The organism is Thermaerobacter composti, from assembly GCF_033582035.1.
GTDB classification, from domain to species: Bacteria; Bacillota; Sulfobacillia; order Thermaerobacterales; family Thermaerobacteraceae; genus Thermaerobacter; species Thermaerobacter composti.
Map to the genome: position 1 here is coordinate 145982 of NZ_CP132508.1, position 25520 is coordinate 171501.

Annotated in this window: 24 protein-coding genes and 1 riboswitch; all 24 genes read left to right on the plus strand. The window is 73.1% G+C overall.

From position 1 onward, the window contains the following. The first annotated feature begins 164 nt into the window (after nt 1-164). The 24 genes from Q5761_RS00640 (at nt 165) to fliD (ending at nt 25478) form a co-directional block, all read left to right on the plus strand. Nucleotides 165-503 carry an AtpZ/AtpI family protein gene (locus Q5761_RS00640; protein ID WP_318750800.1) on the plus strand — a complete coding sequence of 113 codons (339 nt, stop codon included), beginning with the start codon at nt 165-167 and terminating at the stop codon, nt 501-503. Next, a complete protein-coding gene (locus tag Q5761_RS00645) occupies nt 500-826 on the plus strand; it encodes a hypothetical protein (protein WP_318750801.1) in 327 nt (108 codons plus the stop codon). The genes Q5761_RS00640 and Q5761_RS00645 overlap by 4 nt, the downstream gene beginning before the upstream one ends. Further along, on the plus strand, nt 823-1581 hold the full coding sequence (gene atpB / locus Q5761_RS00650) for a F0F1 ATP synthase subunit A (RefSeq protein WP_318750802.1): 759 nt from the start codon (nt 823-825) through the stop codon (nt 1579-1581). The genes Q5761_RS00645 and atpB overlap by 4 nt, the downstream gene beginning before the upstream one ends. Nucleotides 1582-1923: 342 nt before the next feature. Beyond that, a complete protein-coding gene (locus Q5761_RS00655; RefSeq protein ID WP_135224709.1) occupies nt 1924-2169 on the plus strand; it encodes an ATP synthase F0 subunit C in 246 nt (81 codons plus the stop codon). Between the two features lie 199 nt (nt 2170-2368). Continuing rightward, a complete protein-coding gene (atpF, locus tag Q5761_RS00660) occupies nt 2369-2851 on the plus strand; it encodes a F0F1 ATP synthase subunit B (protein WP_135224710.1) in 483 nt (160 codons plus the stop codon). After that, the gene (atpH, locus tag Q5761_RS00665) at nt 2848-3399 is read left to right on the plus strand and encodes an ATP synthase F1 subunit delta (protein WP_318750803.1); all 552 of its coding nucleotides are present in this window, start codon (nt 2848-2850) and stop codon (nt 3397-3399) included. Before atpF ends, atpH begins: the two co-directional genes overlap by 4 nt. A 13-nt stretch (nt 3400-3412) precedes the next feature. Next, nucleotides 3413-4987 carry a F0F1 ATP synthase subunit alpha gene (gene atpA, locus Q5761_RS00670; RefSeq protein ID WP_318750804.1) on the plus strand — a complete coding sequence of 525 codons (1575 nt, stop codon included), beginning with the start codon at nt 3413-3415 and terminating at the stop codon, nt 4985-4987. A gap of 25 nt (nt 4988-5012) precedes the next feature. Continuing rightward, the gene (atpG, locus tag Q5761_RS00675; protein WP_167758845.1) at nt 5013-6005 is read left to right on the plus strand and encodes an ATP synthase F1 subunit gamma; all 993 of its coding nucleotides are present in this window, start codon (nt 5013-5015) and stop codon (nt 6003-6005) included. Between the two features lie 264 nt (nt 6006-6269). Beyond that, complete coding sequence (gene atpD, locus Q5761_RS00680) at nt 6270-7679, plus strand: F0F1 ATP synthase subunit beta (protein ID WP_318750805.1); 1410 nt, start codon at nt 6270-6272, stop codon at nt 7677-7679. 13 nt (nt 7680-7692) lie between these two features. After that, complete coding sequence (locus Q5761_RS00685) at nt 7693-8115, plus strand: F0F1 ATP synthase subunit epsilon (RefSeq protein ID WP_318750806.1); 423 nt, start codon at nt 7693-7695, stop codon at nt 8113-8115. Between the two features lie 310 nt (nt 8116-8425). Then, the gene (murA, locus tag Q5761_RS00690; RefSeq protein ID WP_135224715.1) at nt 8426-9721 is read left to right on the plus strand and encodes a UDP-N-acetylglucosamine 1-carboxyvinyltransferase; all 1296 of its coding nucleotides are present in this window, start codon (nt 8426-8428) and stop codon (nt 9719-9721) included. A gap of 418 nt (nt 9722-10139) precedes the next feature. Next, nucleotides 10140-11150, plus strand: coding sequence for a stage II sporulation protein D (spoIID, locus tag Q5761_RS00695; protein ID WP_135224716.1), 1011 nt, complete (start codon nt 10140-10142; stop codon nt 11148-11150). A 94-nt stretch (nt 11151-11244) separates the two neighbouring features. Further along, a complete protein-coding gene (locus Q5761_RS00700; protein WP_318750807.1) occupies nt 11245-11994 on the plus strand; it encodes a peptidoglycan DD-metalloendopeptidase family protein in 750 nt (249 codons plus the stop codon). A 791-nt stretch (nt 11995-12785) separates the two neighbouring features. Next, complete coding sequence (gene spoIIID / locus Q5761_RS00705) at nt 12786-13085, plus strand: sporulation transcriptional regulator SpoIIID (RefSeq protein ID WP_135224718.1); 300 nt, start codon at nt 12786-12788, stop codon at nt 13083-13085. A 429-nt stretch (nt 13086-13514) separates the two neighbouring features. After that, the gene (locus Q5761_RS00710) at nt 13515-14525 is read left to right on the plus strand and encodes a rod shape-determining protein (protein ID WP_318750808.1); all 1011 of its coding nucleotides are present in this window, start codon (nt 13515-13517) and stop codon (nt 14523-14525) included. A gap of 391 nt (nt 14526-14916) precedes the next feature. After that, nucleotides 14917-14973, plus strand: a riboswitch (cyclic di-GMP riboswitch). Between the two features lie 401 nt (nt 14974-15374). After that, nucleotides 15375-16124 (plus strand): flagellar hook-basal body protein, encoded by a 750-nt coding sequence (locus tag Q5761_RS00715; RefSeq protein WP_135224720.1) that lies wholly within the window; start codon nt 15375-15377, stop codon nt 16122-16124. Continuing rightward, on the plus strand, nt 16121-16954 hold the full coding sequence (locus Q5761_RS00720) for a flagellar hook-basal body protein (RefSeq protein ID WP_135224721.1): 834 nt from the start codon (nt 16121-16123) through the stop codon (nt 16952-16954). The genes Q5761_RS00715 and Q5761_RS00720 overlap by 4 nt, the downstream gene beginning before the upstream one ends. A gap of 369 nt (nt 16955-17323) precedes the next feature. Beyond that, nucleotides 17324-17938: a superoxide dismutase gene (locus Q5761_RS00725; protein WP_318750809.1), complete on the plus strand. Its 615-nt coding sequence runs from the start codon at nt 17324-17326 to the stop codon at nt 17936-17938. Between the two features lie 604 nt (nt 17939-18542). Continuing rightward, the gene (fabZ, locus tag Q5761_RS00730) at nt 18543-18968 is read left to right on the plus strand and encodes a 3-hydroxyacyl-ACP dehydratase FabZ (protein WP_318751577.1); all 426 of its coding nucleotides are present in this window, start codon (nt 18543-18545) and stop codon (nt 18966-18968) included. 382 nt (nt 18969-19350) lie between these two features. Continuing rightward, nucleotides 19351-20676: a S1 RNA-binding domain-containing protein gene (locus Q5761_RS00735; RefSeq protein WP_318750810.1), complete on the plus strand. Its 1326-nt coding sequence runs from the start codon at nt 19351-19353 to the stop codon at nt 20674-20676. 334 nt (nt 20677-21010) lie between these two features. After that, entirely contained in the window at nt 21011-21880 is an 870-nt protein-coding gene (locus tag Q5761_RS00740; RefSeq protein ID WP_318750811.1) for an HAD family hydrolase, read from the plus strand. Between the two features lie 288 nt (nt 21881-22168). Further along, nucleotides 22169-22984 carry a flagellin gene (locus Q5761_RS00745; RefSeq protein WP_318750812.1) on the plus strand — a complete coding sequence of 272 codons (816 nt, stop codon included), beginning with the start codon at nt 22169-22171 and terminating at the stop codon, nt 22982-22984. Nucleotides 22985-23757: 773 nt separating this feature from the next. After that, nucleotides 23758-23961 (plus strand): flagellar protein FlaG, encoded by a 204-nt coding sequence (locus tag Q5761_RS00750; protein WP_318750813.1) that lies wholly within the window; start codon nt 23758-23760, stop codon nt 23959-23961. A gap of 101 nt (nt 23962-24062) precedes the next feature. Beyond that, the gene (gene fliD / locus Q5761_RS00755) at nt 24063-25478 is read left to right on the plus strand and encodes a flagellar filament capping protein FliD (RefSeq protein ID WP_318750814.1); all 1416 of its coding nucleotides are present in this window, start codon (nt 24063-24065) and stop codon (nt 25476-25478) included. Nucleotides 25479-25520 lie beyond the last annotated feature (42 nt).

Sequence of the window (25520 nt, forward strand, 5' to 3'; positions counted from 1 at the left end):
CTACGGCTGGTATGCTCCCATGCGGGGCCGCCCGCGACGGCCAGGGCGGCCCCGATTGCGGTCGACCTCGGCTGTGCACCCCGGGCGAGGGGACCCCGGCTGCCGCCGGAGGGCGGGCTATCGCACCGCGGCGGAGCCGCGCCTGGGGGGAGGTGGCGCCAGCGGTGGGACCGGATCCTCGTCCCCCCGCACCCGGCGGGACGGGTGGGCGCGGCGGGGCCGACCGGCCGCGGCGGTCCGGGCGTGACGTCCGCGGGGTCGGCACGCTCTTCGAACTGGCCTTCACCTTTGCCGGGACCCTCCTGGCGGGCATGGCCGTGGGTTACTACGGCGGTCGCTGGCTCGACCGGGGGCTCGGGACCGATCCGTGGCTGCAGCTGCTCGGCCTGTTGCTGGGCGTCGTCGCCGCCTTTCGCGTGCTTTGGCGGACGTTGCAGCGCCAGGTCGAGGACGACCCAGCCCCACGACAGGGATCGGGCGGAAAGGGCGGCCCTCATTCGTGAACGAGTTCACAAATTGGCCGGATGTGGCGCTGGGCGCGGCCGCCGGGTTGTGGGGGCTCCTCTGCGGAGCCGTGAACTATGGACTGGTGGCCGGGCCGGTCCGGCGCATGGCATCCACGGTGGATCGAGAGGAGATTGCCACACTTCAACAGCGCGTGCTGGGGCGCTACTTGTTGCGCATGGTCCTGAGTTTTGCTTCACTCTTGGTGGTGTTTTGGGTCACCGGCCGGCCGGTGGCCATCCTTTCGGCCCTGGCCGGTCTGCTCGTCGCCGGTGACGTCCCCCTTTTCCTCTCGACGCGAGCGAGGAGGGAGCGGGCTTGAGCCCATGGCTGCAGCTGGCCGCCGCCGGCGGCGAGGCGGCGGGGGGCGCCCACGGGGCCGAGGAAGGCGCCCACGTGGTCTTCCACCTGTTTGGCCTGCCCGTGCACGAGTCCATCGTCACCATGTGGATCGTGATGGGCATCCTCATCCTCTTCGGCGTTCTCGCCGCCCGCAGCCTCCACCAGGTGCCCCGCAACCGCTTCCAGACGGCGGTGGAGTGGGCGGTCGACGCGCTGTACGGGTTCGTCGCCGACATCATGGGACGGGAGCGAGCCCGGCGCTTCACGCCGCTCCTGGGCTCCTTCTTCCTGCTCATCCTCCTCAGCAACTATACCGGCCTCCTGCCGGTGTTGCCCCATGAGAGCTGGTTCCAGCCGCCGACCAGCCGCTGGGGGGTGACGGGCGGCCTGGCCATCTTCACCTTCGTCGCGGTGCAGGCCTATGGTCTGGCGCACCACGGCCTGGGCTACTTCCGTCGCTTCCTCGAGGGGCCGGTGTTCCTGTGGCCGCTGACCGTGCCGCTGGCGGTGATCGAGGAGCTGATCAAGCCCTTCTCCCTGTCCTTGCGTCTCTTCGCCAACATCTTCGGCGGCGAGGCGGTGTTGTCCGGTCTCCTGGCGGCCATGCCGTGGCTCGTGCCGGCCGGCGTCATGTTCATCGAGGTCATCGCCGGCTTCGTCCAGGCCCTGATCTTCACCATGCTGTCCGCCCTGTACATCGAGGCGGCCACGGCCGAGTTCCACCACGAGCACTGAGCGGTCCGCGCGGGGGCGCTGCAAGGGATCCCCTCCAGCGCGGATCCGCCACGGGCCGCCTGCGGGCCGGCGCGGCGCGGCGGCTGCGGTGCGCCGACGGCGACGCGGTCCGGTGTGGCGCCCGGACGGCAGAAGCGGTCGCGGACGGGGACGAGGGGCCGAGGGTCGCACCGGCCGCCGACCAGGGAGGGAGCCCATACGCCGCCGCGCGGCTCAGGGTTTCGGGGTGCTCAAGGGTTTTGCGGTCTTGACCTGGGTTTGCAGCCTTTACGCCTTTGACTTGACCCGCGGGCGGCTTCGGCGGCCCGTCGGGTGAGGTTTGGGAAAGGAGGGGGAGACGCGGTGGAAGGGATCACCGGCATTGCTTTCTTCTCCGCGTTGGCCGTCATCGGTCTGGCCATCGCGGCGATCGGCTCGGCCACCGGACAGGCCCGGGCTGCGGCCGCGGCGTTGGATGCCATCTGGCGCCAGCCCGAGGCGGCCGGCCGGATCCAGACGGTGCTCATCCTGTCGCTGGCCTTCCTCGAGTCGCTGACCCTGTTCACCTTCGCCCTCGCCTTCCTGTTCGCCGGCCGGGTGGCCGGCTGATGGGACGCCGGCAGGGGCACGGAGGGACGGCCCCTGCCGGCGGCGAGGCGGATGGGGTGGCGGGGGGCGGCCGGCCGCCCGTCAGGGTCTGCCGCGTCGGACCGCCCCCCCATGGCGTCCTGGGGCGGATGGCGAGCCCCCGGCGAAGGGCGGGCGCGCCGGGCGATGCCGGCGCCGCCCGGGGCTGGAGGGAGAACCCGTGCACGTTTCTCCGGAGTTGATCTGGTCGTTCATCAACTTCTTCTTTTTCGTCGCCGTGTTGGGCAAGTTCTTCTGGCGGCCGGTGATGGAGCTGCTGGATCGGCGCCGCGAGGAGATCGAGGCCAACCTGGCGGCGGCCGAACGGGCCCGCGAAGAGGCGGCCCGCAGCGAGGCCGAGTACCGGCAGCGCCTGGCGGCGGCCCAGCGCGAGGCCCAGAGCATCCTGGAGCGGGCCACCCAGTTGGCCGAGGAGGAGCGCCAGCAGCGGCTCGAGGCCGCGCGCCGCGAGGCGGAGCAGCTGCTGGAGCGGGCGCGGGCGACCATCGAACGGGAGAAGGAGCAGGCCATCGCCGCCCTGCGGCGCGAGGTGGCCGACCTCACGCTGCTCGCCACGGAGCGGGTGCTGGGCCGGGCCCTGGACGCCGAAGATCAACGGCGCCTGGTGGCCGAGGCCGTGGAAGAGGTGGCGAACCTGCGATGAGGCGTCGTCCCCTGGCCCAGCGCTACGCCCGGGTGCTCTACGACCTCGGCCGCGAGAGCAGTGAACTCGACCGCCTGGCCGCCGACCTGGACCGGGTGCTGGACGTCTTCGACGAGCACCCGGAGCTGCGCCAGCGCTTCGTCAACCTGGCCGTCCCGGCGCGCGAGAAGTTCGAGCTGATCGCCTCGGTCTTCGGGGACCGGGTCCACCGCTGGGTGGGCAACCTGCTGCGCCTGCTGGTCCGCCGCCGGCGGGAGGCCCTGTTGCCGGACATCGTGGCCGAGTTCACTGCCCTGCGCGACCGGGAGGCGGGCGTGGTGGAGGCCGAGGTGGAGGCGGCGGCAGAGCTGGATGCCGCCACCCGCCAGCGCCTGGAGGAGGAGCTGGCCCGCACCCTGGGAGCCCGCCGGGTGCGCCTGGCGGTGCGGGTTCGTCCGGAGCTCTTGGGCGGACTGGTGGTGAAGGTCGGCGATCGTCGCCTGGATGCCAGCCTGCGCCGGCGGCTGCTGCAGCTGCATCGGCAGCTGGCCACCGGCGGCGGTGCGTAGGAGGGACGGGCCGGTGAGCATTCGTCCGGAGGAGATCACCGCCATCATCCGGCAGCAGATCGAGAACTTCGAGGGGCGCGCCGAGCTGGAGGACGTCGGCACCGTCATCCAGATCGCCGACGGCGTCGCCACCGTGTACGGGCTCGAGAAGGTCATGGCCAGCGAGCTGGTGGAGTTCCCCAAGAGCGGGGTCTACGGCATGGCCCTGAACTTGACGGAGGACTCCGTCGGCGTCGTGGTCCTCGGGCCGTACACCGACATCAAGGAAGGCGACGAGGTGCGGCGCACCGGCCGCATCATCGAGGTCCCCGTCGGGCCCGAGCTGCTGGGCCGGGTCGTCAACCCCCTGGGGCAGCCCATCGACGGGGGTCCCGCCATCGACGCCAAGCGCACGCGCCCCATCGAGTCGCCGGCGCCCGGCGTGATCATGCGGCAGTCGGTGAACCAGCCGCTGCAGACGGGCTGGAAGGCCATCGACTCCATGATCCCCATCGGGCGCGGCCAGCGCGAGCTGATCATCGGCGACCGCCAGACCGGCAAGACCGCGCTGGCGGTGGACACCATCATCAACCAGAAGGACCAGGACGTGATCTGCGTCTACGTGGCCATCGGCCAGAAGGCGTCGACGGTGGCCGGCGTGGTGGAGACCCTCAAGAAGTACGGCGCCATGGACTACACCATCGTGGTCTCCGCGACCGCCTCGCAGCCGGCGCCGCTGCTCTTCATCGCCCCGTACGCCGGCTGCGCCATGGGCGAGTACTTCATGTACGAGGAGCACCGCGACGTCCTGGTGATCTACGACGACCTGACCAAGCAGGCGTGGGCCTACCGCGAGCTGTCCCTGCTGCTGCGGCGGCCGCCGGGACGGGAGGCGTACCCCGGGGACGTGTTCTACCTGCACTCGCGGCTCCTGGAGCGGGCGGCCCGCCTCAGCGACGAGATCGGCGGTGGCTCGCTGACCGCGCTGCCGATCATCGAGACCCAGGCCGGCGACATCTCGGCCTACATCCCGACCAACGTGATCTCCATCACCGACGGCCAGATCTTCCTGGAGTCGGACCTGTTCTACTCCGGCATCCGTCCCGCCATCGACGTCGGCCGCTCCGTGTCCCGCGTCGGCTCCGCGGCCCAGATCAAGGCGATGAAGCAGGTGGCCGGCCGGTTGCGCCTGGACCTGGCGCAGTACCGCGAGCTGGCCGCCTTCGCCCAGTTCGGCTCGGACCTCGACAAGGCGACCCAGGCCCGCCTGGCCCGGGGTCAGCGGGTGACGGAGATCCTCAAGCAGGGCGAGCACGAGCCGATGCCGGTGGAGGAACAGGTGGTCGCCATCTACTGCGGCGTCAACGGCTACCTCGACGACGTGCCCGTCGAGCGCGTGCGGGCGTTCGAGCGCGAGTTCCTCCAGCACCTCAAGCGGTTCCACCCGGAGGTGCTGGAGTCGATCCGGACCGAGAAGGAGATCACCCAGGAGAACGAGCAGCGGCTGCAGGCCGCCATCCAACAGTTCAAGGCCGGCTTCCTGGGCGAGGGGCAAGAGGGGGCTTCCGGCGCGGCCGAGCCCGCCCGGCAGGTGCAGCGGGCGTCGTGACGGACGCCGGGAAGGGTGATTCGCCATGGCCTCGATGCGGGACATCCGGCGTCGCATCCGCGCGGTGCGGAACACCCAACAGATCACCCGCGCGATGTACATGGTCGCCGCCGCGAAGCTCAAGCGGGCCGAGGAGGCCGCCCGCTCCGGCCGGCCGTACGCCAACGCCCTGCGGGCCATGCTGGCCCGCCTGGCCGGATCCGAGCAGGCGCGCCAGCATCCTCTGGTGGCGCCGCGACCCGTCCGCCGCGTGGGCCTGGTGATCGTCACCGGCGACCGCGGCCTGGCGGGCAGCTACAACGCCAACGTGATCCGGCGGGCGGAGCAGGAGCTGCGCCAGCTGCCGCCGGACGTGGAGCCGGTCCTGGTGGCGGTGGGGCGGAAGGGACGCGACCACTTCCGCCGCCGCGGCCACGCCTTCGCCCGGGAGCTGACCGGCCTGGGCGAGGACGTGGACTTCGCCACCGCCCGGGACCTGGCGCGGTGGCTGGTGGACCGCTATCTGTCCGGCGACGTCGACGAGGTGCGCCTGGTCTACACCGAGTACCGGTCGGCCATCAGCCAGCGGCCGGTGGTGACCCGCCTCCTGCCCGTCGCCGGGCTGGACGAACCGGCCGGCGGCGCGGCCGCGGGCCCGGCGGCGGACCGGGGTGCGGCGCCGGGCGGGGCGTCCGGGCGCGCGGCGGCGAGCGGCGCGCTGGCCGGCGGTCCGCAGGTCGCAGCCGAGCGCCCGGCGGGCAGCGGTCCCCAGGGCGTGCGCGAGTACATCTACGAGCCGTCGGAGCGGGCGGTGCTGGAGGCCCTGCTGCCCAAGTACGTGCAGATCCTGGTCTTCCGGGCCTTGCAGGAGGCCAAGGCCAGCGAGCACGGGGCGCGGATGACGGCGATGAAGAACGCGACGGACAACGCGGCCGAGCTGATCGAGACGCTGACCCTGGCGTACAACCGCGCCCGCCAGGCGGCCATCACCAAGGAGCTGGCGGAGATCGTCAGCGGCGCCGAGGCCCTCAAGGGCTGATCCCGCGCCGCCGTCCCCCGCGGCCCGCTGCGGGCTTCGGCGGGCCGGGGCCGACGGGAGCGTCGCCGGCCCGTGGCCGGCGCGGGCGCCGGTTCGTCCGACGTGCCATCCCGAGCCGCCGGGGGGCCTGGGGCGGAAGCGGTCCCACCCCGGGACCGCCGGCCCGGCGGCGGGCGGAGGAGCGGCGGAGCAAGCCGGGGGGCAGGCGCGGTGGGACGGCGGCCAGGCCCGTCCCGAGGCGCCGCGGACCGGAGGGAGACTGCCATGGCCGAGCAGAACGTGGGCCGGGTCGTCCAGGTGATCGGCCCGGTGGTCGACATCGAGTTCCCCGAGGGCAAGCTGCCGGACATCTACAACGCCATCAAGATCCAGGCCAAGACCGAGCAGGTGGAGATCGACCTGACGGTGGAGGCGGCGCAGCACCTGGGCAACAACGTGGTCCGGTGCGTCGCCATGGCCTCCACCGACGGGCTGCAGCGGGGCATGCCCGCCGTCGACACCGGCGGCCCGATCACCGTCCCCGTGGGCCGCGAGGTGCTGGGACGGATGTTCAACGTGCTGGGCGAGCCCATCGACGGCAAGGAGCCGCCCAAGACGAAGAAGCGCTATCCCATCCACCGGCCGGCGCCCGACGTGGCCGACGTGAACCCCGCCACGGAGATCCTGGAGACGGGCATCAAGGTCATCGACCTGATCTGCCCCTTCGCCCGCGGCGGGAAGGTCGGCCTGTTCGGCGGCGCCGGCGTGGGCAAGACCGTGATCATCATGGAGCTGATCCACAACATCGCCTACAAGCACGGCGGCTTCTCCGTCTTCGCCGGCGTGGGCGAGCGCACCCGCGAGGGCAACGACCTGTACCACGAGCTCAAGGAGTCCGGGGTCCTCGACAAGACGGCCCTGGTCTTCGGCCAGATGAACGAGCCGCCGGGCGCCCGGCTGCGGGTGGGCCTGACGGGCCTGGCGATGGCCGAGTACTTCCGGGACGAAGAGGGCCAGGACCTGCTGCTGTTCATCGACAACATCTTCCGCTTCACCCAGGCCGGGTCCGAGGTGTCGGCCCTCCTCGGCCGCATGCCCAGCGCCGTCGGCTACCAGCCCACCCTGGCCACGGAGATGGGCAACCTGCAGGAGCGCATCACCACGACGCGAAAGGGATCCATCACCTCGGTGCAGGCGGTGTACGTCCCCGCCGACGACTACACCGACCCGGCGCCGGTGACCACCTTCGCGCACCTGGACTCCACGGTGCGCCTGGAGCGCGCCATCGCCGAGCGCGGCATCTACCCCGCGGTGGACCCGCTGGCGTCCACGTCGCGCATCCTCGACCCGAACATCGTCGGGCAGGAGCACTACGAGGTGGCGCGCGGCGTCCAGCAGGTCCTGCAGCGGTACAAGGACCTGCAGGACATCATCGCCATCCTGGGGATGGACGAGCTCACCGAGGAGGACAAGCTGATCGTCCAGCGGGCGCGCAAGCTGGAGCGCTTCCTGGCCCAGCCCTTCTTCGTGGCCGAGGTCTTCACCGGCACGCCCGGCAAGTACGTCAGCCGCGAGGAGACGGTGCGCGGCTTCAAGGAGATCCTCGAGGGCAAGCACGACGACCTGCCCGAGGCCGCCTTCTACATGGTGGGCACCATCGACGAGGCCGTGGAGAAGGCCAAGACCCTGGTCTGAGAGGGGCGACACCATGGCGGAGCGCGCCATCATGCTGGAGGTCATCACGCCCGAGCGGGTCGTCTTCCGCGAGGAGGTCGACTCGCTGATCGTGCCCGGGTCTGAGGGCCTGCTGGGCGTGCTGCCCGACCACGCGCCCATGGTGGCGACCCTGAAGATCGGCATCCTGAGCTACCGCAAGGGCGGCGAGCGGCGGCGCGTGGCCGTGGCCGGCGGGTTCTTCGAGGTGGCAGATAACCACGCGGTGGTCCTCTCCGACGCCGCCGAACGCGCGGAAGAGATCGACGTGGCGCGGGCGCGGGCGGCCGCGGAGCGGGCCCGGCGCCGGCTGGCCGAGCGGGATGCCAACTGGGACTTCGAGCGCGCCCGCGCCGCCTTGCACCGCGCCCTCAACCGCCTGCGCGCCGCGGGGGCGGACACCGGCGACCTGGTCTGACGGCGCCGGACGGCGGAACCGGTCCGGCGATGGCCGACGCGCCGGGCCGGGGTCGTGCCGGGGGTGGCCGCCGGGAGTCGCCTGGAACCCCGCGGGGGCCGGAGGCGATAACATACATGGGGATGCACGCGACGGCCGGCGGGGCGGTGCCCGCGGGTCCGGGCACAAGCGGGCCGCGGTGTGCGAATCCCATATCGGCGGCGCGCCCGGGCGGACGGGTTGCGATTCCGCGGCGGCGTCGCGGCGGCACGCCGCCGCGGTCCTGGCGGCCACCCGCCGGCCGGGCGTGGCCCTGGAGGGGGTTGAGACGGTGGAACGGATCGTGGTTCGCGGCGGGCGCCCCCTCAAGGGTCAGGTGAGGATCAGCGGTGCCAAGAACGCGGCCTTGCCGATCCTGGCGGCCACCCTGCTGGCGGAGGAACCGTGCTTCCTCCACGACATCCCGGCGCTGGACGACGTCGACACCATGATCCGCCTCCTGCGGGCGCTAGGCGTCGTGGTGGGGCCGGCCGCCGACGGCGGCCTGGCGGTCCAGCCGGCCGACGAACTGGCCTACGCCGCGCCGTACCAGCTGGTGCGGCGCATGCGGGCCTCCATCCTGGTGCTGGGCCCGCTGCTGGCCCGCCTGGGCCGGGCCCGGGCGGCCATGCCCGGGGGTTGTGCCATCGGCCAGCGGCCCATCGACCTGCACCTCAAGGGCTTCGCCGCCCTGGGTGCCGAGGTCGAGGTCAGCGGAGGCCAGGTGGAGGTGCGTGCGCCCCACGGCCTGCGCGGCACGTCGATCTACCTCGACGTGCCCAGCGTCGGGGCCACGGAGAACATCATGATGGCCGCGGTGCTGGCCGAGGGCACCACCACCATCGAGAACGCGGCGGAGGAACCGGAGGTCGTCGATCTGGCCAACTTCCTCAACACGCTGGGTGCCGACGTGCGCGGCGCGGGGACGAAGGTGATCCAGATCCGCGGCGTCCCGGCGCTGGGCGGGGGCACCTACGCGGTGATCCCCGACCGCATCGAGGCCGGCACCTTCCTGCTGGCGCCCGTCATCGCCGGCGGCCAGGTGACCGCCACCGGCGTGGTGCCGGAGCACCTCAAGTCCCTGCTGGCCAAGCTGCGGGAGATGGGCGCCGAGGTGGTGGTGGACGGGGACCAGCTGACGGTGGCCATGGACGGGCGGCCGCGGGCCGTCGACATCAAGACCCTGCCGTACCCGGGCTTCCCCACCGACCTGCAGGCGCCCACCATGGCCGCGCTGGCGACCGCCGAGGGCACGGCGACGGTGACGGAGACCCTGTTCGAGAACCGCTTCACCCACGTGCCGGAGCTGCGCCGGATGGGCGCCCACATCCAGATCCAGGGCCAGACCGCCATCGTCACCGGCGTCGAGCGGCTGCAGGGGGCTCCCGTGACGGCCACGGACCTGCGCTCGGGCGCCGCCCTGGTGCTGGCGGGCCTGGGTGCCGAGGGGATCACCGAGGTCAGCGGCGTCCACCACATCGACCGGGGCTACGTGGCCATCGAGCAGAAGCTGCGGGGGCTGGGAGCAGACGTGGAGCGCCTGAGCACGGAGGACGACCCGGTGGTCGCCGAACTGCTGGCCCGCTGACGGGCGGCGCTGACGGGCTTCCCAGCGTGGGCCGGGCCCATGGCGGGCCGGACACCTCCGGTGCCCTCCGCAGGCGGCGGACCGCCGGTGCCCCATGCAGATGGCACACTGCGAGGTGCATGCCCGGGGGCTCGCGCGATGGCGCACGGGCGCCATCGCGCGAGCCCCCGGGGTGCTCACGGGGCCGGGCGGGGCCGGGCGGGGCCGGGTGGCCCCGCCCGGCCCCGGGGGCTTGGGGCTCGAGGCATGTCCCCGGTCGTCCCCACATAGACATCCTCACGTGGGTCGGGTCCGCCCGCGCATCCTCCCGGGGATCGGGACCGCGGGAGCCGCGGGCGGACAACCCGGCGGAGGCCGCGCCGAGACTTGGCCGTGGCTGACAGTGCGGCCACGGCCGCGCGGCGGGGAGGGGTGGCCCGTGGCCCTGCGGCCGGCATGGCGCCGTCCGGTGGCCGGCTGGTTCCTCCTGGTCCTGGCGCTGACGGTCTTGCTGCCGTTCCTCGTGGTGATCAGCCGGGGCCTGCGCATCGAGGGGCCCGAGAGCCCGCTGGTGCCCCTCGACCCGGGCGAGCTGCCCGTGCGCGTGTGGGTGCCCGGCACCCAGGCCGTGGAGACCCTGCCCCTGGAGGTCTACCTCACCGGGGTGGTGGCGGCCGAGATGCCCGCCACCTTCCACCCCGAGGCCCTCAAGGCGCAGGCGGTGGCCGCCCGCACCTTTGCGGTGCGCCAGATGCGGGTCTTCGGCGGGCCGGGCTGCCGGGAGCACCCCGACGCCGACGTCTGCGGCGACCCCCAGACGGGCCAGGCGTGGCAGCCCCTGGCGGCGCGGCGACGCGAGTGGGGCCTGCTCGACGGCTGGCGCTTCACCCGCAAGATCCAGGACGCGGTCCGGGAGACGGCCGGGCTGATCCTGGTGTACCAAGGCGCGCCCATCGACGCGGTCTACCACTCCACGTCGGGCGGCCGCACCGAGGCGGCCGCCGCCGTGTGGGGCAACGACGTCCCCTACCTGCGGCCCGTGGAGTCGCCCTGGGAGACCGCCTCACCCCACTGGCGCAGCACGAAGGCGATGTCGCTGGCGGACTTCGCCCGCCGCCTGCAGGTCGACGCCAAGGTGGTGCGCCAGCTGCCCCAGGGGCAGTGCTTCGCCCGCATCGAGCCGTCGCCCGGCGGCCGCGTGGGCCGGGCCACGGTGGGTGACAGGACGTTCACCGGCCCCGAGCTCCGCCAGCGGCTGGAGCTGCCGTCCACGTGGTGGAGCTGCCAGCGACAGGGTGACCGCGTGGTCTTCGCGATCCGCGGATGGGGCCACGGGGTCGGCATGTCCCAGTACGGCGCCGAGGGCATGGCTCGCCAGGGACACACCTACGAGGCGATCCTCCGCCACTACTACCCGGGGACCACGCTGCGGCCCATCTTCGCGGAATGACGGCGGCGGCACGAGGCCGCGGCGCGCTCCTGCACGCGCGCTCCTGCATAAAAGCACCAGCCCTGGCAACACTACCGGCCAGAGGTGGTGCCACATGCAGGAGAACCCGCAGAGCGGGCAGAGCCGCATACCCGGCCGCCTGGCCAACTGGATGGCCAAACTCCGCGGCTGGCCGGCACTGCGGCCGCTGCTGGGCTTCATCGTACTGGTGGCCGTCTTCGTCGGGTCTTATCTCTACTTCCAGGGCTGGCCGGGCCTCTCCGGCCCCGAGCCGTCCGCCGTGGAGGAGCCGACGACCCCGGCGGGCGCGGACCAGGGGTCGGCCCCCAGCGCGGCGACGCCGCAGCCCGTTCCCAGCCAGGCCGGGGCCGCCGCCGGTGCCGAGACCGGCACGCGGTCCGAGCCGCGGGACGACGTGCCCACCCGCGAGGTGGCGGGCGAGACGACGCCCGCCTTGGCCTGGCCCGTGACCAACGGCCGCACGGCCATGGGCTTCGGCTGGCAGTACTCGGAGACCATGGGCGACTGGCGCTGGCATCCGGGCGTCGACCTGGCGGTCCCGGAGGGCACGGACGTCCTGGCCGCCGCAGACGGCCGCGTGGTCGGGGTCGAGCGCGACGCCGAGCGCGGGCTAACCGTCACCATCGAGCACGACGGCGGCTACCGGACCGTCTACGCCAGCCTGGCGGAGGCCTCGGTGGAGGCGGGGCAGCAGGTGCGTCGCGGCCAGGCCATCGGGAAGGCCGGTTCGTCGGCGCGGGTGGAGTCGGCCGCCGGCGTCCACGTCCACTTCGAGATCTGGCTGGGGGACGAGGCCGTCGATCCCAACACGGTCATCGGATAGCCGCGGACAGGCGCACCGTTCGCGGTCCTCGGCAAACCCCGGTCCCGGGCCGGGCCTCGGCAGCCGGCCCGCCGCGGACCGGCCGGACCTGACAGGGGTGACGAGCGCCCCTTGCGCACGGGAGGGCCGCACCGCCGACGGGCGGTGCGGCCCTCCCGCGTCCGCCCCCCTTGCGAGCCGCCCGACCCAGGCCAAGGTCGCTCCCGGTGCGCCCGGCAGGGTTCGCCGACCCGGCCGTTCGCCATGCCGAACCAGCCGGCGGGCCCCTCCCCCGGGCGTGGTCCGGTGGTCCGTCGGCCAGGGAAGCGCGGGCCGCCCCGGCCCGCGCGCCCCCGCAGCGGCCATCGCCGTCCGGGGTCGCGTCCGCAGCAATCGCCCCGGGCCCATCGGCTCACCTGCGTCCGACGCATCGGCTCACCTGCGTCCGACGCGGATCCACGGCGTCCGCACCGCCCAAGCCGCCCCCGCCATGCGCACCGGCCCGCGTCGCGGCCCGATGGCATCGGGCCGCGACGCGGGCCGCGTCCCCCATCGCGGCCCCTCCCGCCCAACCGGCGGCGGGCGCGCCTCGCCCCCGAACCCCGTGCACCGCTCCCCTCGCCCCAGGCACCGCGCCCATCCCCGTCCCACGGCCCTCCGGCGAAGCCGGTTCGTCCCCCGGGTGGGACCCCGTCGACCCAGGCCGATGGCCTGTCCGCCCGTGCGCGGCCGTGCGCGGCCCTGCGGTCAAGGTATGTTTGCCTAACGCCCTCATATAGATGGTAACAGACCAGGGCGAAGGGGGCAGGTCGGTGAAGGACTACATCTGGAAGCGCGTGGTGGAGGTGAGCACGTACATCGCTCGCACCCGCTCCACCGTGCGCGAGGCAGCCAAGGTGTTCGGTGTCTCGAAAAGCACCGTCCACAAGGACGTAACCGAGCGCCTGCCCAAGATCGACAGCCAGCTGGCGGCGAAGGTCCAGCAGGTCCTGGCGACCAACAAGGCGGAGCGCCACCTGCGGGGTGGTGAGGCCACCCGCCTCAAGTACCTGCAGGAGCAGCGGGGCCCGGTGCGCAAGCAACCCCCCTCGGAGCCCTCCGTCGGGGCCTGAACGCCGTCCCTGCCGGCACCGGCCCTGGCCCCCGGACGAACGCGGCCGTGGCGGCGGCCCCCGGGCGCGACCCGGTGTCAGCGGCCTGCAGCCCGGCCCCCTTCCTTCCCCTGCCCCGGACGACCCCTCCCCGGCGCCGGTCCGCACCGCACCCGCCTGGGCGCGCGGCGGACAACCCATTCCCAGCGGCGACGAGCGGCACCCGCCTGGACGCGCGGCGGACAACCCATTCGATGGACAACCCATTCCCAGCGGCGACGAGCGGGGGTCCGAGGCCATCCCCTCCCGGCCCGCCATCTTGTGCGTCAAGAGGAACCCGACCCGATGGCAAAGAAATCCGCCCTGGCGTCGACACCGCCTCCACGCCCGCCGACCGACGGCCGTCGGCCGCGGTGGCGGCCGTCCCACGGGCAGGAGGGAGGAGGGGACATGGTCGGGTTCGTGCGGGACCTGGGGGTCGACCTGGGCACCGCCAACACCCTGGTCTACGTGGAGGGCCGCGGCATCGTGCTCAACGAGCCCTCGGTGGTCGCCGTCGACCGGCAGACGGGGCGCGTCGTGGCCGTGGGCGCCGAGGCCCATCGGATGTTGGGGCGGACGCCGGGCCACATCGTGGCCGCGCGCCCGCTGCGCGGTGGCGTCATCGCCGACTTCACGGCCACCGCCACCCTGCTCAAGGCGTTGCTGCAACGGGCCATGCCCCACCGGCTGGGCTTGCGGCCCCGCATGGTGGTGTGCGTCCCCGCCGGCGTCACCACCGTGGAGCGGCGGGCCGTCATCGAGGCGGGCTACGAGGCGGGGGCCCGCAAGGTCTACCTGGTGGAGGAACCGGTCGCCGCCGCCCTGGGGGCGGGGCTCGACATCCACCGGCCCGGCGGCCACCTGGTGGTCGACGTGGGCGGGGGCACCACGGACATCGCTGTGCTCTCCCTGGGGGGCGTGGTGGTGGGCGCCTCGGTGCGGGTCGGCGGCGACGCCTTCGACGAGGCCATCGTCCGCCATGTCAAGCGGCGGTACAACGTGCTGATCGGCGAGCGCACGGCGGAGCAGGCCAAGATCGCCATCGGCACGGCCGTGCCCCCCGAGGCGGACGAACGCTTCGAGGTGCGGGGCCGCGACCTGGTCACCGGCCTGCCCCGGACCCTGCACCTGACCGCCGCCGAGATCCACGAGGCGCTGGAAGAGCCCATCGGCACCCTGCTGGCCGGCCTGCGTGCCGCCCTGGAGCGGGTTCCTCCGGAGCTCGCGGCCGACCTGGTGGTGGGCGGGTTGGTGCTCACCGGCGGCGGGTCGCTGCTGCGGGGCCTGGACCGGCGCATCGCCGAGGCCACCGGTCTGCCCGTGGTGCAGCCGGAGGAGCCGCTGCTGACGGTGGCCCTGGGGACCGGGGCGGCCCTGGGCATGCTCGATCGCCTGGCGGGGGTCGTCGTCGCCGGGTGACGCCGGCCTTGGGCCCCACCGTCCACGCCGGAACCGACCTCGGTGCCCTCGCGTCCGCGCTCGGGCGGCCGTGGCCCCGGACCGGCCGAGGGCCGGATCACGAAGGATGGGGGGCGAGGCCGCGGGCCGGGGCGCACCGGCCCGCGGGGCGGAGGATGTCTGCGGTCTCGACGAGCTGCACCCGGCTGCGGCCCAGGGCCGGCCCGAAGCCGACGCGACAGGCGACCGCCGCCCGGTGCGGGCCGGGGAGGGCGGCCATTGGGCGGTTCGATGGCAGGCCGCCGGACGCTGCGCGCGACCCGCCGCGAAGACGATCCGAGCTCCCAGCAGGAATGGCGCGACCGGCGCCGAACATGCCTTCCAAAACGAGGTTCCCGTCGAGGTTCGACACGCCGCGAAAGGGCAAACCCGCCGAAAGGCGGGGGCGCAAAGCCACGGGTCTACCGCGCGGCGGGGGCGACCGAGGGCCGACGAGGATCCCCCCTCCGAAGGGGGAGGGGAGCGGGCTTGGGGCCCGGGGGCGCCGTCCGCCGGCCACGACGGCCGGGCTGCCGAACGGGTGGAGCATCCCGTACCGCCCGACCCACCGTAGGACGGTTCTCCGGGCCGCGGGCCCGGTCCCGGTGCCTCGCCACGGTGGCAGCGGGCGGAGGGATAGGTTGGGCTCTCGTCCCCCGGCAGCCGCCGGGGGTTTTCATTTGGTGCCCTTGATGGACCCCGGTTCGCTGCTCCGGTTCGCGCCCGGTTCGCTGCCGGCGGCAGGCGCGCACCGGCCTCGCATCGCGGGGCCATGGGCCCCAGGGGGTCCCGGGCGGCCGTGGCTCGCCGGTCAGTGGAGGGAGACGGGCCTTGTTGCGAGGACTCTACACCGCCGCCAGCGGCATGATGGCCCGGGTCGTGGTGCAGCAGCGCCTGGCCACGGACCTGGCCAACGTCGAGACCCCCGGCTATCGGGCTAGCTGGAACGTCACCGAGGCCTTCCCGGAGCTCCTCGTCTCCCGGCTGGAGGGCCGTGGTGCGGCGCCGGTCGGCCCGGTGGGCAACGGGGTGGTGGTGGCCGAGGCCGGTCTCGACGTCCGCCCCGGTCCGTGGGTGGAGACCGGTCGCCCCCAGGATCTGGCCCTGGCGGGCGAGGGCTTCTTCGTGGTGCTGGGACCGGATGGGCCCGCCTACACCCGGGCGGGCAACTTCACCGTCGGACCCGAGGGCTACCTGCAGACGCCCGACGGCTGGCCCGTGCTCGGCATCGACGGGGAGCCCCTGTGGGTGGGCACCGCCGACTTCACCGTGACGCCGGACGGTCAGGTGGAGGTGGGCGGCTTCGCCGTGGGCACCATCGCCCGGGTGAACTTCGCCAACCCCGCCGCCTTGCGCAGGGCCGGCGACAACCTGCTGGTCAACCTGGGCGATGCGGGCGCGGCGGTGCCCGTGGACACGCCGGTGCGCCAGGGCGTTTTGGAACAGTCCAATGTCGACCCGGTGAAGACGGTGGTGGCCATGCTGGCCAACTTCCGCGCCTTCGAGGCCGCCCAGCGGGTGCTGGCGGCCCATGACCAGACCCTGGGTCTGGCCATCCAGGAAGTGGGGCGGGTGACGTGATCCAGCGGGCCCTGTGGTCGTCGGCCGCGGGCATGGCCGCCGCCGCCCGTCAGGTCGACGTCACCGCCAACAACCTGGCCAACGTCAACACCGCCGGCTTCAAGGCGTCGCGGGCGGACTTCGCCGACCTGGCCTACGCCGCCGTGCAGGCGCCGGTGGCGCCCCTCGCCGCGGCGACCGGCGGCGTGCAGGTGGGGCACGGTGTACGCCTCGCCGCCACGCCCCGCCTCTGGCACCAGGGGCCGCTCCGCGAGACCGGCTCGCCGTGGGACCTGGCCCTGGAGGGGGCCGGCTTCCTCCAGGTGGTCGAACCCGCCACGGGGGAGGTCTTGCTGACGCGGGGCGGCGCCTTCACCCTCAGCCCCTGGCCCGGGGGCCCGCCGGCGGCTGGCGGGCCCGACGGAGGGGAGGGGCTGGTGGTCACCGACGGCGCCGGGCGGCCCCTGCTGCGGGACGACGGGCAGCCGGTGGTGTTGCCGCCGGGAAGCCGCACGTGGATCGTCTCGCCCGAGGGCGAGATCCGGGCCGTGTTGGCCGACGGCGACGAGGTCCCGGCGGGACGACTGGCCGTGGTGGTGCCGGCGGCACCCGACGCCCTGGAGAGCCGGGGCGAGGGCCTGTTCGCACCGGGACCCGAGCCGCTGATCGCCCTGCCGCCGGGGCAGGGCGGGGCCGGTCGGGTGCGCCAGGGCATGCTGGAGCAGTCCAACGTCGACCTGGCCGCGGAGATGACGCGCCTCTTGGCGGCGCAGCGGGCCTACCAGCTCAATGCCCGGGCGGTGCTGACCGCCGACGAGATGATGGGCGCCATCAACCGCCTGCGGCCGTGAGACGCGAGGACGGCCATCAACCGCGGGAACCCGTGACCTTTGGTTTGTCCTCTTTCCCCCCAAGGCCCGCATGGGCCTCCCCCCTGATGCGCCCGGGGCGGGCGGCGGTCTGCCGCCCGCCCCGGGCGCGTTGCCGGTTCGTCCGGCCCTGGGTCGCCGCCGGGGCCGTCGCCGGGGCTGTCGCGGGGCCGTCACGGGGGTGTCGCATGAAAGCTTCCGGACGTTGGTATATACTCGTATTCGGGCGCGGGACAGCCTGGGCCACCGGCCCCGTCGGCGGCCGGGACGGTCGGCCTGGCCAGGGACGCTTCGTGCTTCTGCCGGTGGCGAGGGCCCCGCGCGATCTGCCCAACCGAGGAGGGATCGTCGGTGGCTTACCAACTGCCGCCCCTGCCGTACGACTACAACGCCCTCGAGCCGCACATCGACGAGCAGACCATGCGCATCCACCACGACCGGCACCACGCCACCTACGTGAACAACGTCAACGCGGCCCTGGAGAAGTATCCCGCGCTCCAGAACAAGCCCATCGAGGAGCTCCTGCGCCAGATCGACCAGGTTCCCGAGGACATCCGCACCGCCGTGCGGAACAACGGCGGCGGCCACGCCAACCACTCGCTGTTCTGGGAGATCATGAGCCCGCGCGGCGGCGGCCAGCCCTCGGGTGCCCTGGCCGAGGCGATCGACAAGGCCTTCGGCAGCTTCGAATCCTTCAAGGAGCAGTTCACCAAGACCGCCACGACCCACTTCGGCAGCGGCTGGGCGTGGCTCGTGGTGGACGAGAAGGGCGACCTGCAGGTGTACAGCCTCCCGAACCAGGACAGCCCCTACATGAAGGGCCACACGCCGATCCTGGGCCTGGACGTGTGGGAGCACGCCTACTACCTGAAGTACCAGAACCGGCGGCCTGACTACGTCGCCGCGTGGTGGAACGTGGTCAACTGGGACGAGGTCGCCCGGCGCTACGAGAAGGCCCGCGGCTGACCCGGCAGGCGGCGGGAAGGCCTGGACGCGTCGCCCGCCGGCGCGCCCCGGTGCCTGGCCGGCCGGGCCGGGCCGGAGCGCCTGCCGGGAAGCGTGCGGATCGTGCGCCGCTCGGCCCGCGGAATTGCGGCATGGGAATGGGCGCAGTGGGGAGCCGGTTCCTCCGGCTCCCCCTTTTTTACCGCCTTGGGGCTTGCGGGGCGAGCCCTTGGCGCCTTGGGCAGCCCGATGGGCGACGCGGGACGAGGGGCGCCGCCGGCGCCGGCCACAGGAGGCGCCAAAAGGTGGGTAGGCAGGGCGGGCACGGTCCCACGGCGAATCTGTAGGGGTCGCACCGCCGGTCCCCTCGCGGATTCCGGGGGGATTCCTCGCGGCTCCCATCCCGGGTGCGGGGGCGAGGGGGGACCGTCGGCGGATCGGGGGCGGGTACGGCTGGCGGCTTCTGGGCGCACGAGCCGCGGTACGAGCCGGCCCGCCCGTGGCGCCCGTGGCGACTGCATGCCTCGGGCGCGTCGAGCTGCGCGACCTTCATGGCGACGGGGAGGATGGACCGCCCGTGACCGAGCAGGACCGCCCTCAGGGGGCCACGGACCGCCCCGGGGCCATGGCCATCGACGAGATCCTCCAGGTGCTCCCCCACCGCTATCCCTTCCTCCTGGTCGATCGCATCCTGGCCCTGGAGCCCGGTCGCCGGGCGGTCGGGCGCAAGTGCGTCAGCGCCAACGAGCCCTTCTTCCAGGGACACTTCCCGGGCCGCCCCATCATGCCGGGGGTGCTGATCCTCGAGGCCATGGCCCAGGTGGGGGCGTGCGCCGTCCTCTCCCTGCCGGAGAACCGCGGCCGCCTGGCCCTGTTCGCCGGCGCCGACCGCGTCCGCTGGCGCCGGCCCGTGGTCCCCGGGGACTGCCTGGAGATCGAGGTGGAGATCGTCGCCGTGCGCGGATCCGTGGGCAAGGGGCGCGCCCGCGCGACCGTCGACGGCCAACTGGCGGCGGAGGCGGAGCTGAGCTTCGCCCTGCGACCGGCGTGAAGCCGTTCGCGATCGCTCGGCTTCGATCGACCGTCGCCCGCTGCCACGGGTGACGTCCCGGGGGACCTCCGCCGCTGGGATCGCCCGTCGCCGCAGCCTCCGGCCCGCGGGCGTCCCGTCCGGGGGCCGACGCGCCCACCAACCCGGCGTGCCGTCGCCGTCCCCGGGCAGGCGGGTCCGAACCCCCGGCGACCGGAGGGGTCGACCCTGCGAGCTGGCCTTGCGACCGGGGGGCCGGGCTGCGGATTGTGCGGACTTTGGATAACGCGGATGCCCATTCCATAACCTACATGCAGGATGCAACGGGTACATGGCGTGTCCGGCTGCAGGCGCCGGACACCCCTGGGCCGGGCGACCCTGCACGGAGGAGGCGTCTTTCGGCATGGCGGATGCTTCGATGGAGGCGCTGCGACCGGACGGGGAGGCGACGCCCCCGATCCGGCAGCCGCAGCCGGTTCGTCCCGCTGAGGCGGCGGATGCCCGGCCCGAGGGGATGGCGGGCGTGCCCGCTGCAAGCGGCGAGGCGGCGAGCCCCGCGGCGGATGGGGGGGCGGCCAGGGGCGGGGGGCGGGCGCCGGCCACCCCCGGCGCCGACGCCCGCCGGCGTGCCGGGCCGACGGGCGTCGGGGGAACCGGTCGTGCCGGCGTTGGGGGTGCCGGTCGTGCCAGCGGCGGGGGCATCGATCGTGCCGACGGCGGGGGTGCCGGGCCCGCCCGGGCGCGGCAAAGTGCTGGCGTGGCGGCCAACCGCCGCAGCGATGCGCCGGCCGCCCGCCCTGGGGCGGGCCGCGGCGTCGTCGGCTCGCCGGCCGCGACCGGCCAGGTCCGCGATCGCGCGGGGCTCGTGCCCCTGGCGCCCGGGACCCGCGTCCACGGCACCATCACCGGCATCGTCGACTACGGCGCCTTCGTGGTGACGGACGACGGCCGCCGCGGGCTGATCCACATCTCCGAGATCGCCGACTGGTACGTGGAGCGGGCGGAGGACTACTTCTACAAGGGCGAACGGGTCCAGGTCGAGGTGGTGCACTTCGACCCCGCCAGCGGCAAGTACGCCTTCTCCACCCGGCGGCTCGGCGGCAAGCAGCCCCTGGCAAACCGCTACGCCGACCGCCTGCTCGAACTTCACCGGCACGGCGTGGGCCGATCCCCCACCTCCCCGTGGAGCCAGGGCCGCGGCCGGCGCCCGGCCCCTCGGGGGGCCGGTGCCGGTAGGCTGGGGGAAGGACCGGAGGCGCGCGGAACGCCCTGGGCGCCGACGGCTCCCCCGCGGACGAACCGGCCCACCGGCCCACGGCCCGCCCACGGCCGCCCGGTCGTGGAGTCGTGGTCCGAGCCACCGCGCCGGGGGACCGCGGCGGGAACGGGCCAAGCGGGATCCTCGGGACGAACCGGCCACGACGGGGTCAGGGAGGCCGCCCCGGATGCCCCCGCGGCCGGCGCGTCGGGGGCCGTGCCGCACGCCATGCCGCACGCCGCCGCGGCGGCCACCGGCATCGATGCCGCCGGCCTGCTGGAGCTGCTCCACCGGCATGTCGGGGAGGTCTCCCCCGCCGCGCGGGAGGAGCTGGACCGGCTGGTCGAGGCGCATGGTGCCGCTCGGGTCGCCGCGGTCCTCGCCCAGGTCCTCGAGGGAGCCGATCGGTCGCTCCAGGTGGTGGAGGCCGCCGGAAGACGACTGGCTGCGGGGACCGGTGCCTCGGCCTAGGAAGCCGGTTCGGCAGCCCGGGCCGCGCTCCGGGTGGACCTGGGCATCCTGCGGGCGTCGAGGCCGCGTGGCCCCGGGGCTTGACGCCGTCCAGCATCGGAAGGTTGCACGCGGAGGTCGCGCTCGGAAGGTCGCACCAAGCTGAACGAAGGCGGTTCGGGGCGTCGCAGGCCCGTGCGACAAGGCTGCATCACGGGCCGGCGGCGCCCCTCTGCGCTCCTGGGCCGCCGTCGGCATGCGGCCCCCTTCGGCCACCGGGTCCCCAGCGCCCTTCGGCCATCGGCGGTCCCCAGCGCCTATAATAGGGGCGGTTCGATCCGGAGGAGGATGCCCCTTGCTCCCCTATCTGATCGCCCTCGATGTCGACGGGACCCTGCTGGACAGCCGCGGCACGCTGCGGCCCCGGGTGCGCGACGCCGTCCGGGCGGCCGTGGCGGCGGGGCATCACGTGGTGCTGGCCACCGGCCGCCGCTGGGTGGCGACGCGACCCTTCGCCCGGGACCTCGGGCTGCGGGCCCCGTGCATCGTCCACAACGGCGCGGTGGCCGTCGACCCCCTCACGGACCAGCCGGTCTGGAAGCAGCCGCTGCCCACCGAGTTCGTCCGCCAGGCCATCCTCAAGGCGCGGGAGCTCGGGGTGTCCCTGTTCGTCCACGATCTCGAACACCCCCACGGCGACCGCATGCTCTACGAACCCGGCGCCCGGCTGCCCAGGGCGTCCTGGTTCTTCGAGGCGGGCCGGCTGACCCAGGAGGTGCCCGACCTCCTGGCGTGGCTCCACGTGGGCGCCGTCCGGATCCTGGTGCGGGACCGGTACGAGGGGGCCGAGGCCTTCCACCACTGGATCAAGGTGCAGTGGGGCGACGCCGTCCGCGTCCTGACGGGACCGGACCTGGAACCGGACATCTACGCCGTCGAGGTCTCCGACGCGCCCGTGTGCAAGGGCTGGGCCCTGGAGCGCCTGGCCGCCCACCTCGCGATCCCCGTCGAGCGCGTCGTCGCCATGGGCGACTGGGACAACGACATCGAGATGCTGCAGTTCGCCGGCCTGGGCGTGGCCATGGCCAACGGCTCCCCCGCCGCCCGGGCCGCTGCCCGCCGCGTCACCGTCAGCAACGACGAGGACGGGGTGGCGGTGGTGCTGGAGGAGCTGCTGGGGGGAGTCGGCGGCGGCGTGGGCGGGGGCGCCGAGGTCGGGCGCTGAGGCGCCGGGCCGGGGCACGCCCCGTTTTTGGGACCCATCCCAGGCCTAACGAGCAAGCACCCTCCCTTCGATATTCCGGATAGCCGCAGGCAACGGCAGGGAGACCACCCCAGCCCGCGGGCCGGTTGGGCCGGCCGAGCCAAGCCCGGGACCTTTGAGCGGAGTCGAGGACCTGCGGTGAGTCGGTCCAGCCGTTCCGGCGGAGACGGGGGCATCCCTGGCCCCCGGCGGCGGCAGGCGCGCGATGTCGCCGGCGGGGGAAGAACCGGCAAGGGAGGGCTGCAGTTCATGCGGATCAACCACAACGTGGCCGCGCTCAACGCGTGGCGGAATCTCAGTCAGACGAACAGCCTGCTCAACAAGAGCCTGGAGCGGCTGTCGTCGGGCCTGCGGATCAACCGGGCGGCCGACGACGCGGCGGGCCTGGCCATCTCGGAGAAGATGCGGTCGCAGATAGCCGGCCTGCAGGCAGCCCAGCGCAACGCCCAGGACGCCATCTCACTGATCCAGACGGCGGAAGGGGCGCTGAACGAGACCCATAGCATCCTTCAGCGGATGCGGGAGCTGGCAGTGCAGGCGGCCAGTGACACGAACACCGATGCCGATAGGCAGCAAATTCAAAAGGAAATTGACCAGCTCGTTGAGGAAATTGACCGCATCGCTAGCACTACCGAATTCAACACGCAGCCACTATTGGACGGAAGCTTTACTGGGAAGGTGTTTCACATTGGCGCAAACAGTGGTCAGAACATTACCGTGGACATTGCCGCAATGGATGCGACATCATTGGGTGTCGACGCGTTGGATTTGACAACACAGACCAGCGCGGACGCAGCCATTACGACCCTCGATGCCGCAATTGAGACGGTATCCGGCCAGCGTGCCGACCTGGGTGCAATCCAAAACCGTCTTGAGCACACCATTGCCAACCTGGGTGTCGCTATCGAAAACCTACAGGCGGCCGAATCCCGCATCCGCGACGTGGACATGGCCCTGGAGATGGCCAACTTCACCCGCAACCAGATCCTCCTCCAGTCCGGCACGGCGATGCTGGCGCAGGCCAACGCGATGCCGCAGGCAGTGCTGCAGCTCCTCGGCAGCTGATGACCGGGACCGAGCACAGGATCTCCGCTTGAGTAGCCCACTTCCCCAACGGGTGCGCTACTCCCAACCACAGGTCCAGGGTGTTCTCCCCCTCACCGGACCGGCCGGGAGCCCCCGCGGCGGGCCGGCTGTCACGACGACAGCCGGCCCGCCGATACTTTGTGCGCCTGACCACCGAGGTTTCGCTTCCGCGGTTTCGCACCTGCCCGACGCGAGTCGCATCCGCTCGAATCCGGCCGCATTCCACCCCGAATCCGCTCGAATACGCCCGGTCCTCGCCGACGGCCGCCGAACCGCCTGTCCAGCAAGGCATGCATCGTTCTCCAGGTCGCCCCGGTCCCCAAGCAAGCCAGCCGGCAGTTGGGATCAGGCAGTTGGGACCCGAGGCCCGTTAACAACGGCCGGTTCCCATCCGATATGACGGACGGAGCGCTCCACCGGCGACGGGGAGGGACGACCTCCGTCCGGTGCGGGCCTTGGCCAACGGAACCACGGCCAGGGACCCCGGCCGGGGGCCCCGGACTGCTCTCCGACCGACAAGAGATCAGAACCAACCGGCGGGAGACGTGAGCACCTTGACCATCCGACCTGAGGACCCGGTGATCGGAGGCGGTCTCCCGGGCTCTGGTCCGGCGCTCGCGGCAGCGACCCGGCCGAGCCCGGCCCTGGAGGCGGGCAGCGCCGGCGGGCCGGGCGGGATCAGTGGGGCCGGTGCGGTTCACGCCGAACCGGGCGACGCGCCGGTCGGTGCGCCGGCCGGGATCGACCCCTGGATGCCGCCTCTGCAGGACCTGCCCCATGAGCCCTTCGGCTACCGGTTGGAGTTCCATGTGGACGACGCCACGGGCCGCCTGGTGGCGGAAGTGGTGGACCGGGAGACGGGCGAGACGGTGCGGCAGGTTCCTCCGGAACACGTTCTGCGGATCGCCATGTACCTGGAGTGCCTGATCGGCCGGCTGCTGGATCACCGGTGGTGACCCTGGCCCCAGACTCTCGACGGAGCGCGATCCGGCGACCCCTGGAGAGCAGGTATGACGCCAGCGGGAGTGGAGCGACCCCGGCGGAGGAGGACACCCCCATGCGCATCACCGGCCTGGCCAGCAATCTGGACTGGGAGCAGCTCGTCGACCAGCTCATGCAGATCGAGCGGCGGCCGCTGCTCCTGCTCGAGCGCCGCAAGCTGGAGATCGAGACCGAGAAGAATGCCTGGAGCGACATCCGCTCCCGCGTCGCCAACCTGCGGGACCGCATCGCCGGGGTGCTGGCAGGGGACCTCTTCCGGCGGATCAAGGCCACCAGTAGCGACGCCGCCCGGGTCACCGCCCAGGCGGGCAGCGCCGCGGTCCCCGGCACCTACTCGGTCGAGGTTCAGCAGCTGGCCACCGCTCACGCCATCGCGACCTACGTCGAGGTTGATCCATCGGTTGCTCGAAACGTGGACGGCGACCTCACCCTGGCCGTCACGACGGTGGACGGGCATACCATGGCATCCTTCCATGTCATGATCGACCCCGCCGACTCGCTCTACGCCATCCGTGACAAGATCAACGCCGCCGTCGACGCAGCCGTCGCCGCCGACCCGAATCTGAAGCCCTACGCCGTGCGCGCGGAGGTCATCGGGGGGTACCTGGTGATCAGCCGCACCGAGACGGGGGCGAGCACCATTGAGGTCTCAGGGTCGGCAGCCGGGGCACTGCAGTTGCTCAACCAAAACGGCGCCGAGCGAATTGTTACCGAGGGGAAGGATGCGGCGTTCAAGGTCAACGGTGTGGGGTTCACCCGTTCGTCCAACACGGTGAGCGACGTGATCCAGGGCGTCACCCTGGAGCTCCACCAGGCCGGCCCCGGCCAAACCGTCACCATCACCGTCGGCTGGGATGACGACGCCGTGGTCGATGCCGTCAAGAAGTTCGTCGAGCAGTACAACAGCACCCTCTCCTTCATGAACCAGCAGCAGGACTACCAGGCCGCAGGGGGAGGGAAGCTGGGCGGCGACGTCCTGCTCACGATGCTGCGCGGCGAGCTGCGCCGCCTGGTGGCGGATCCTGTGGAGGCGCTGTCGGGCTCCCACCTGGACCGGCTGGCGGCGGTGGGCATCACCACCCAGGACAAGTCCGGTACCCTCCAGCTGGACGAGGCCAAGCTCAGGGAGGCGCTGGCGGCCGACCGGGCCGCGGTCCAGCGCCTGCTGGCCGGCGATCCCGACGCCGCCGGCTCCAGCGACGACGGCGTGTTCGTCCGCCTGCGCAAGGCCGTCGACCGGTGGCTCGAGACCAACACCGGGCTCCTGGACCGGCGCATCGACGCCCTGGACGACCGCGTGCGTGACTACGCCGAGCAGATGGAGCGGATGGAGTACCGCCTCCAGCTCCGCGAGCAGAACCTGATGCGCCAGTTCGAGGCGCTGGAGAGCCTCATCGCCACGCTGCAGTCCCAGGAGCAGTGGTTGATCCAGCAGATCAACCAGCTCACGTCGTTGCGACCCAGGAAGTGACGGCAGTGACGACCTCGCTGCGGCCGAGGAGGGTGGGAGAGC

What these genes read in the sequence shown, in the direction of transcription:
- atpH (WP_318750803.1), top strand. Translation starts at nt 2,848, where the DNA reads ATGAGGCGTCGTCCCCTGGCCCAGCGCTACGCCCGGGTGCTCTACGAC.
- atpG (WP_167758845.1), top strand. Translation starts at nt 5,013, where the DNA reads ATGGCCTCGATGCGGGACATCCGGCGTCGCATCCGCGCGGTGCGGAAC.
- atpD (WP_318750805.1), top strand. Translation starts at nt 6,270, where the DNA reads ATGGCCGAGCAGAACGTGGGCCGGGTCGTCCAGGTGATCGGCCCGGTG.
- Q5761_RS00685 (WP_318750806.1), top strand. Translation starts at nt 7,693, where the DNA reads ATGGCGGAGCGCGCCATCATGCTGGAGGTCATCACGCCCGAGCGGGTC.
- Q5761_RS00700 (WP_318750807.1), top strand. Translation starts at nt 11,245, where the DNA reads ATGCAGGAGAACCCGCAGAGCGGGCAGAGCCGCATACCCGGCCGCCTG.
- Q5761_RS00710 (WP_318750808.1), top strand. Translation starts at nt 13,515, where the DNA reads ATGGTCGGGTTCGTGCGGGACCTGGGGGTCGACCTGGGCACCGCCAAC.
- fabZ (WP_318751577.1), top strand. Translation starts at nt 18,543, where the DNA reads ATGGCCATCGACGAGATCCTCCAGGTGCTCCCCCACCGCTATCCCTTC.
- Q5761_RS00735 (WP_318750810.1), top strand. Translation starts at nt 19,351, where the DNA reads ATGGCGGATGCTTCGATGGAGGCGCTGCGACCGGACGGGGAGGCGACG.
- Q5761_RS00745 (WP_318750812.1), top strand. Translation starts at nt 22,169, where the DNA reads ATGCGGATCAACCACAACGTGGCCGCGCTCAACGCGTGGCGGAATCTC.
- Q5761_RS00750 (WP_318750813.1), top strand. Translation starts at nt 23,758, where the DNA reads ATGCCGCCTCTGCAGGACCTGCCCCATGAGCCCTTCGGCTACCGGTTG.
- fliD (WP_318750814.1), top strand. Translation starts at nt 24,063, where the DNA reads ATGCGCATCACCGGCCTGGCCAGCAATCTGGACTGGGAGCAGCTCGTC.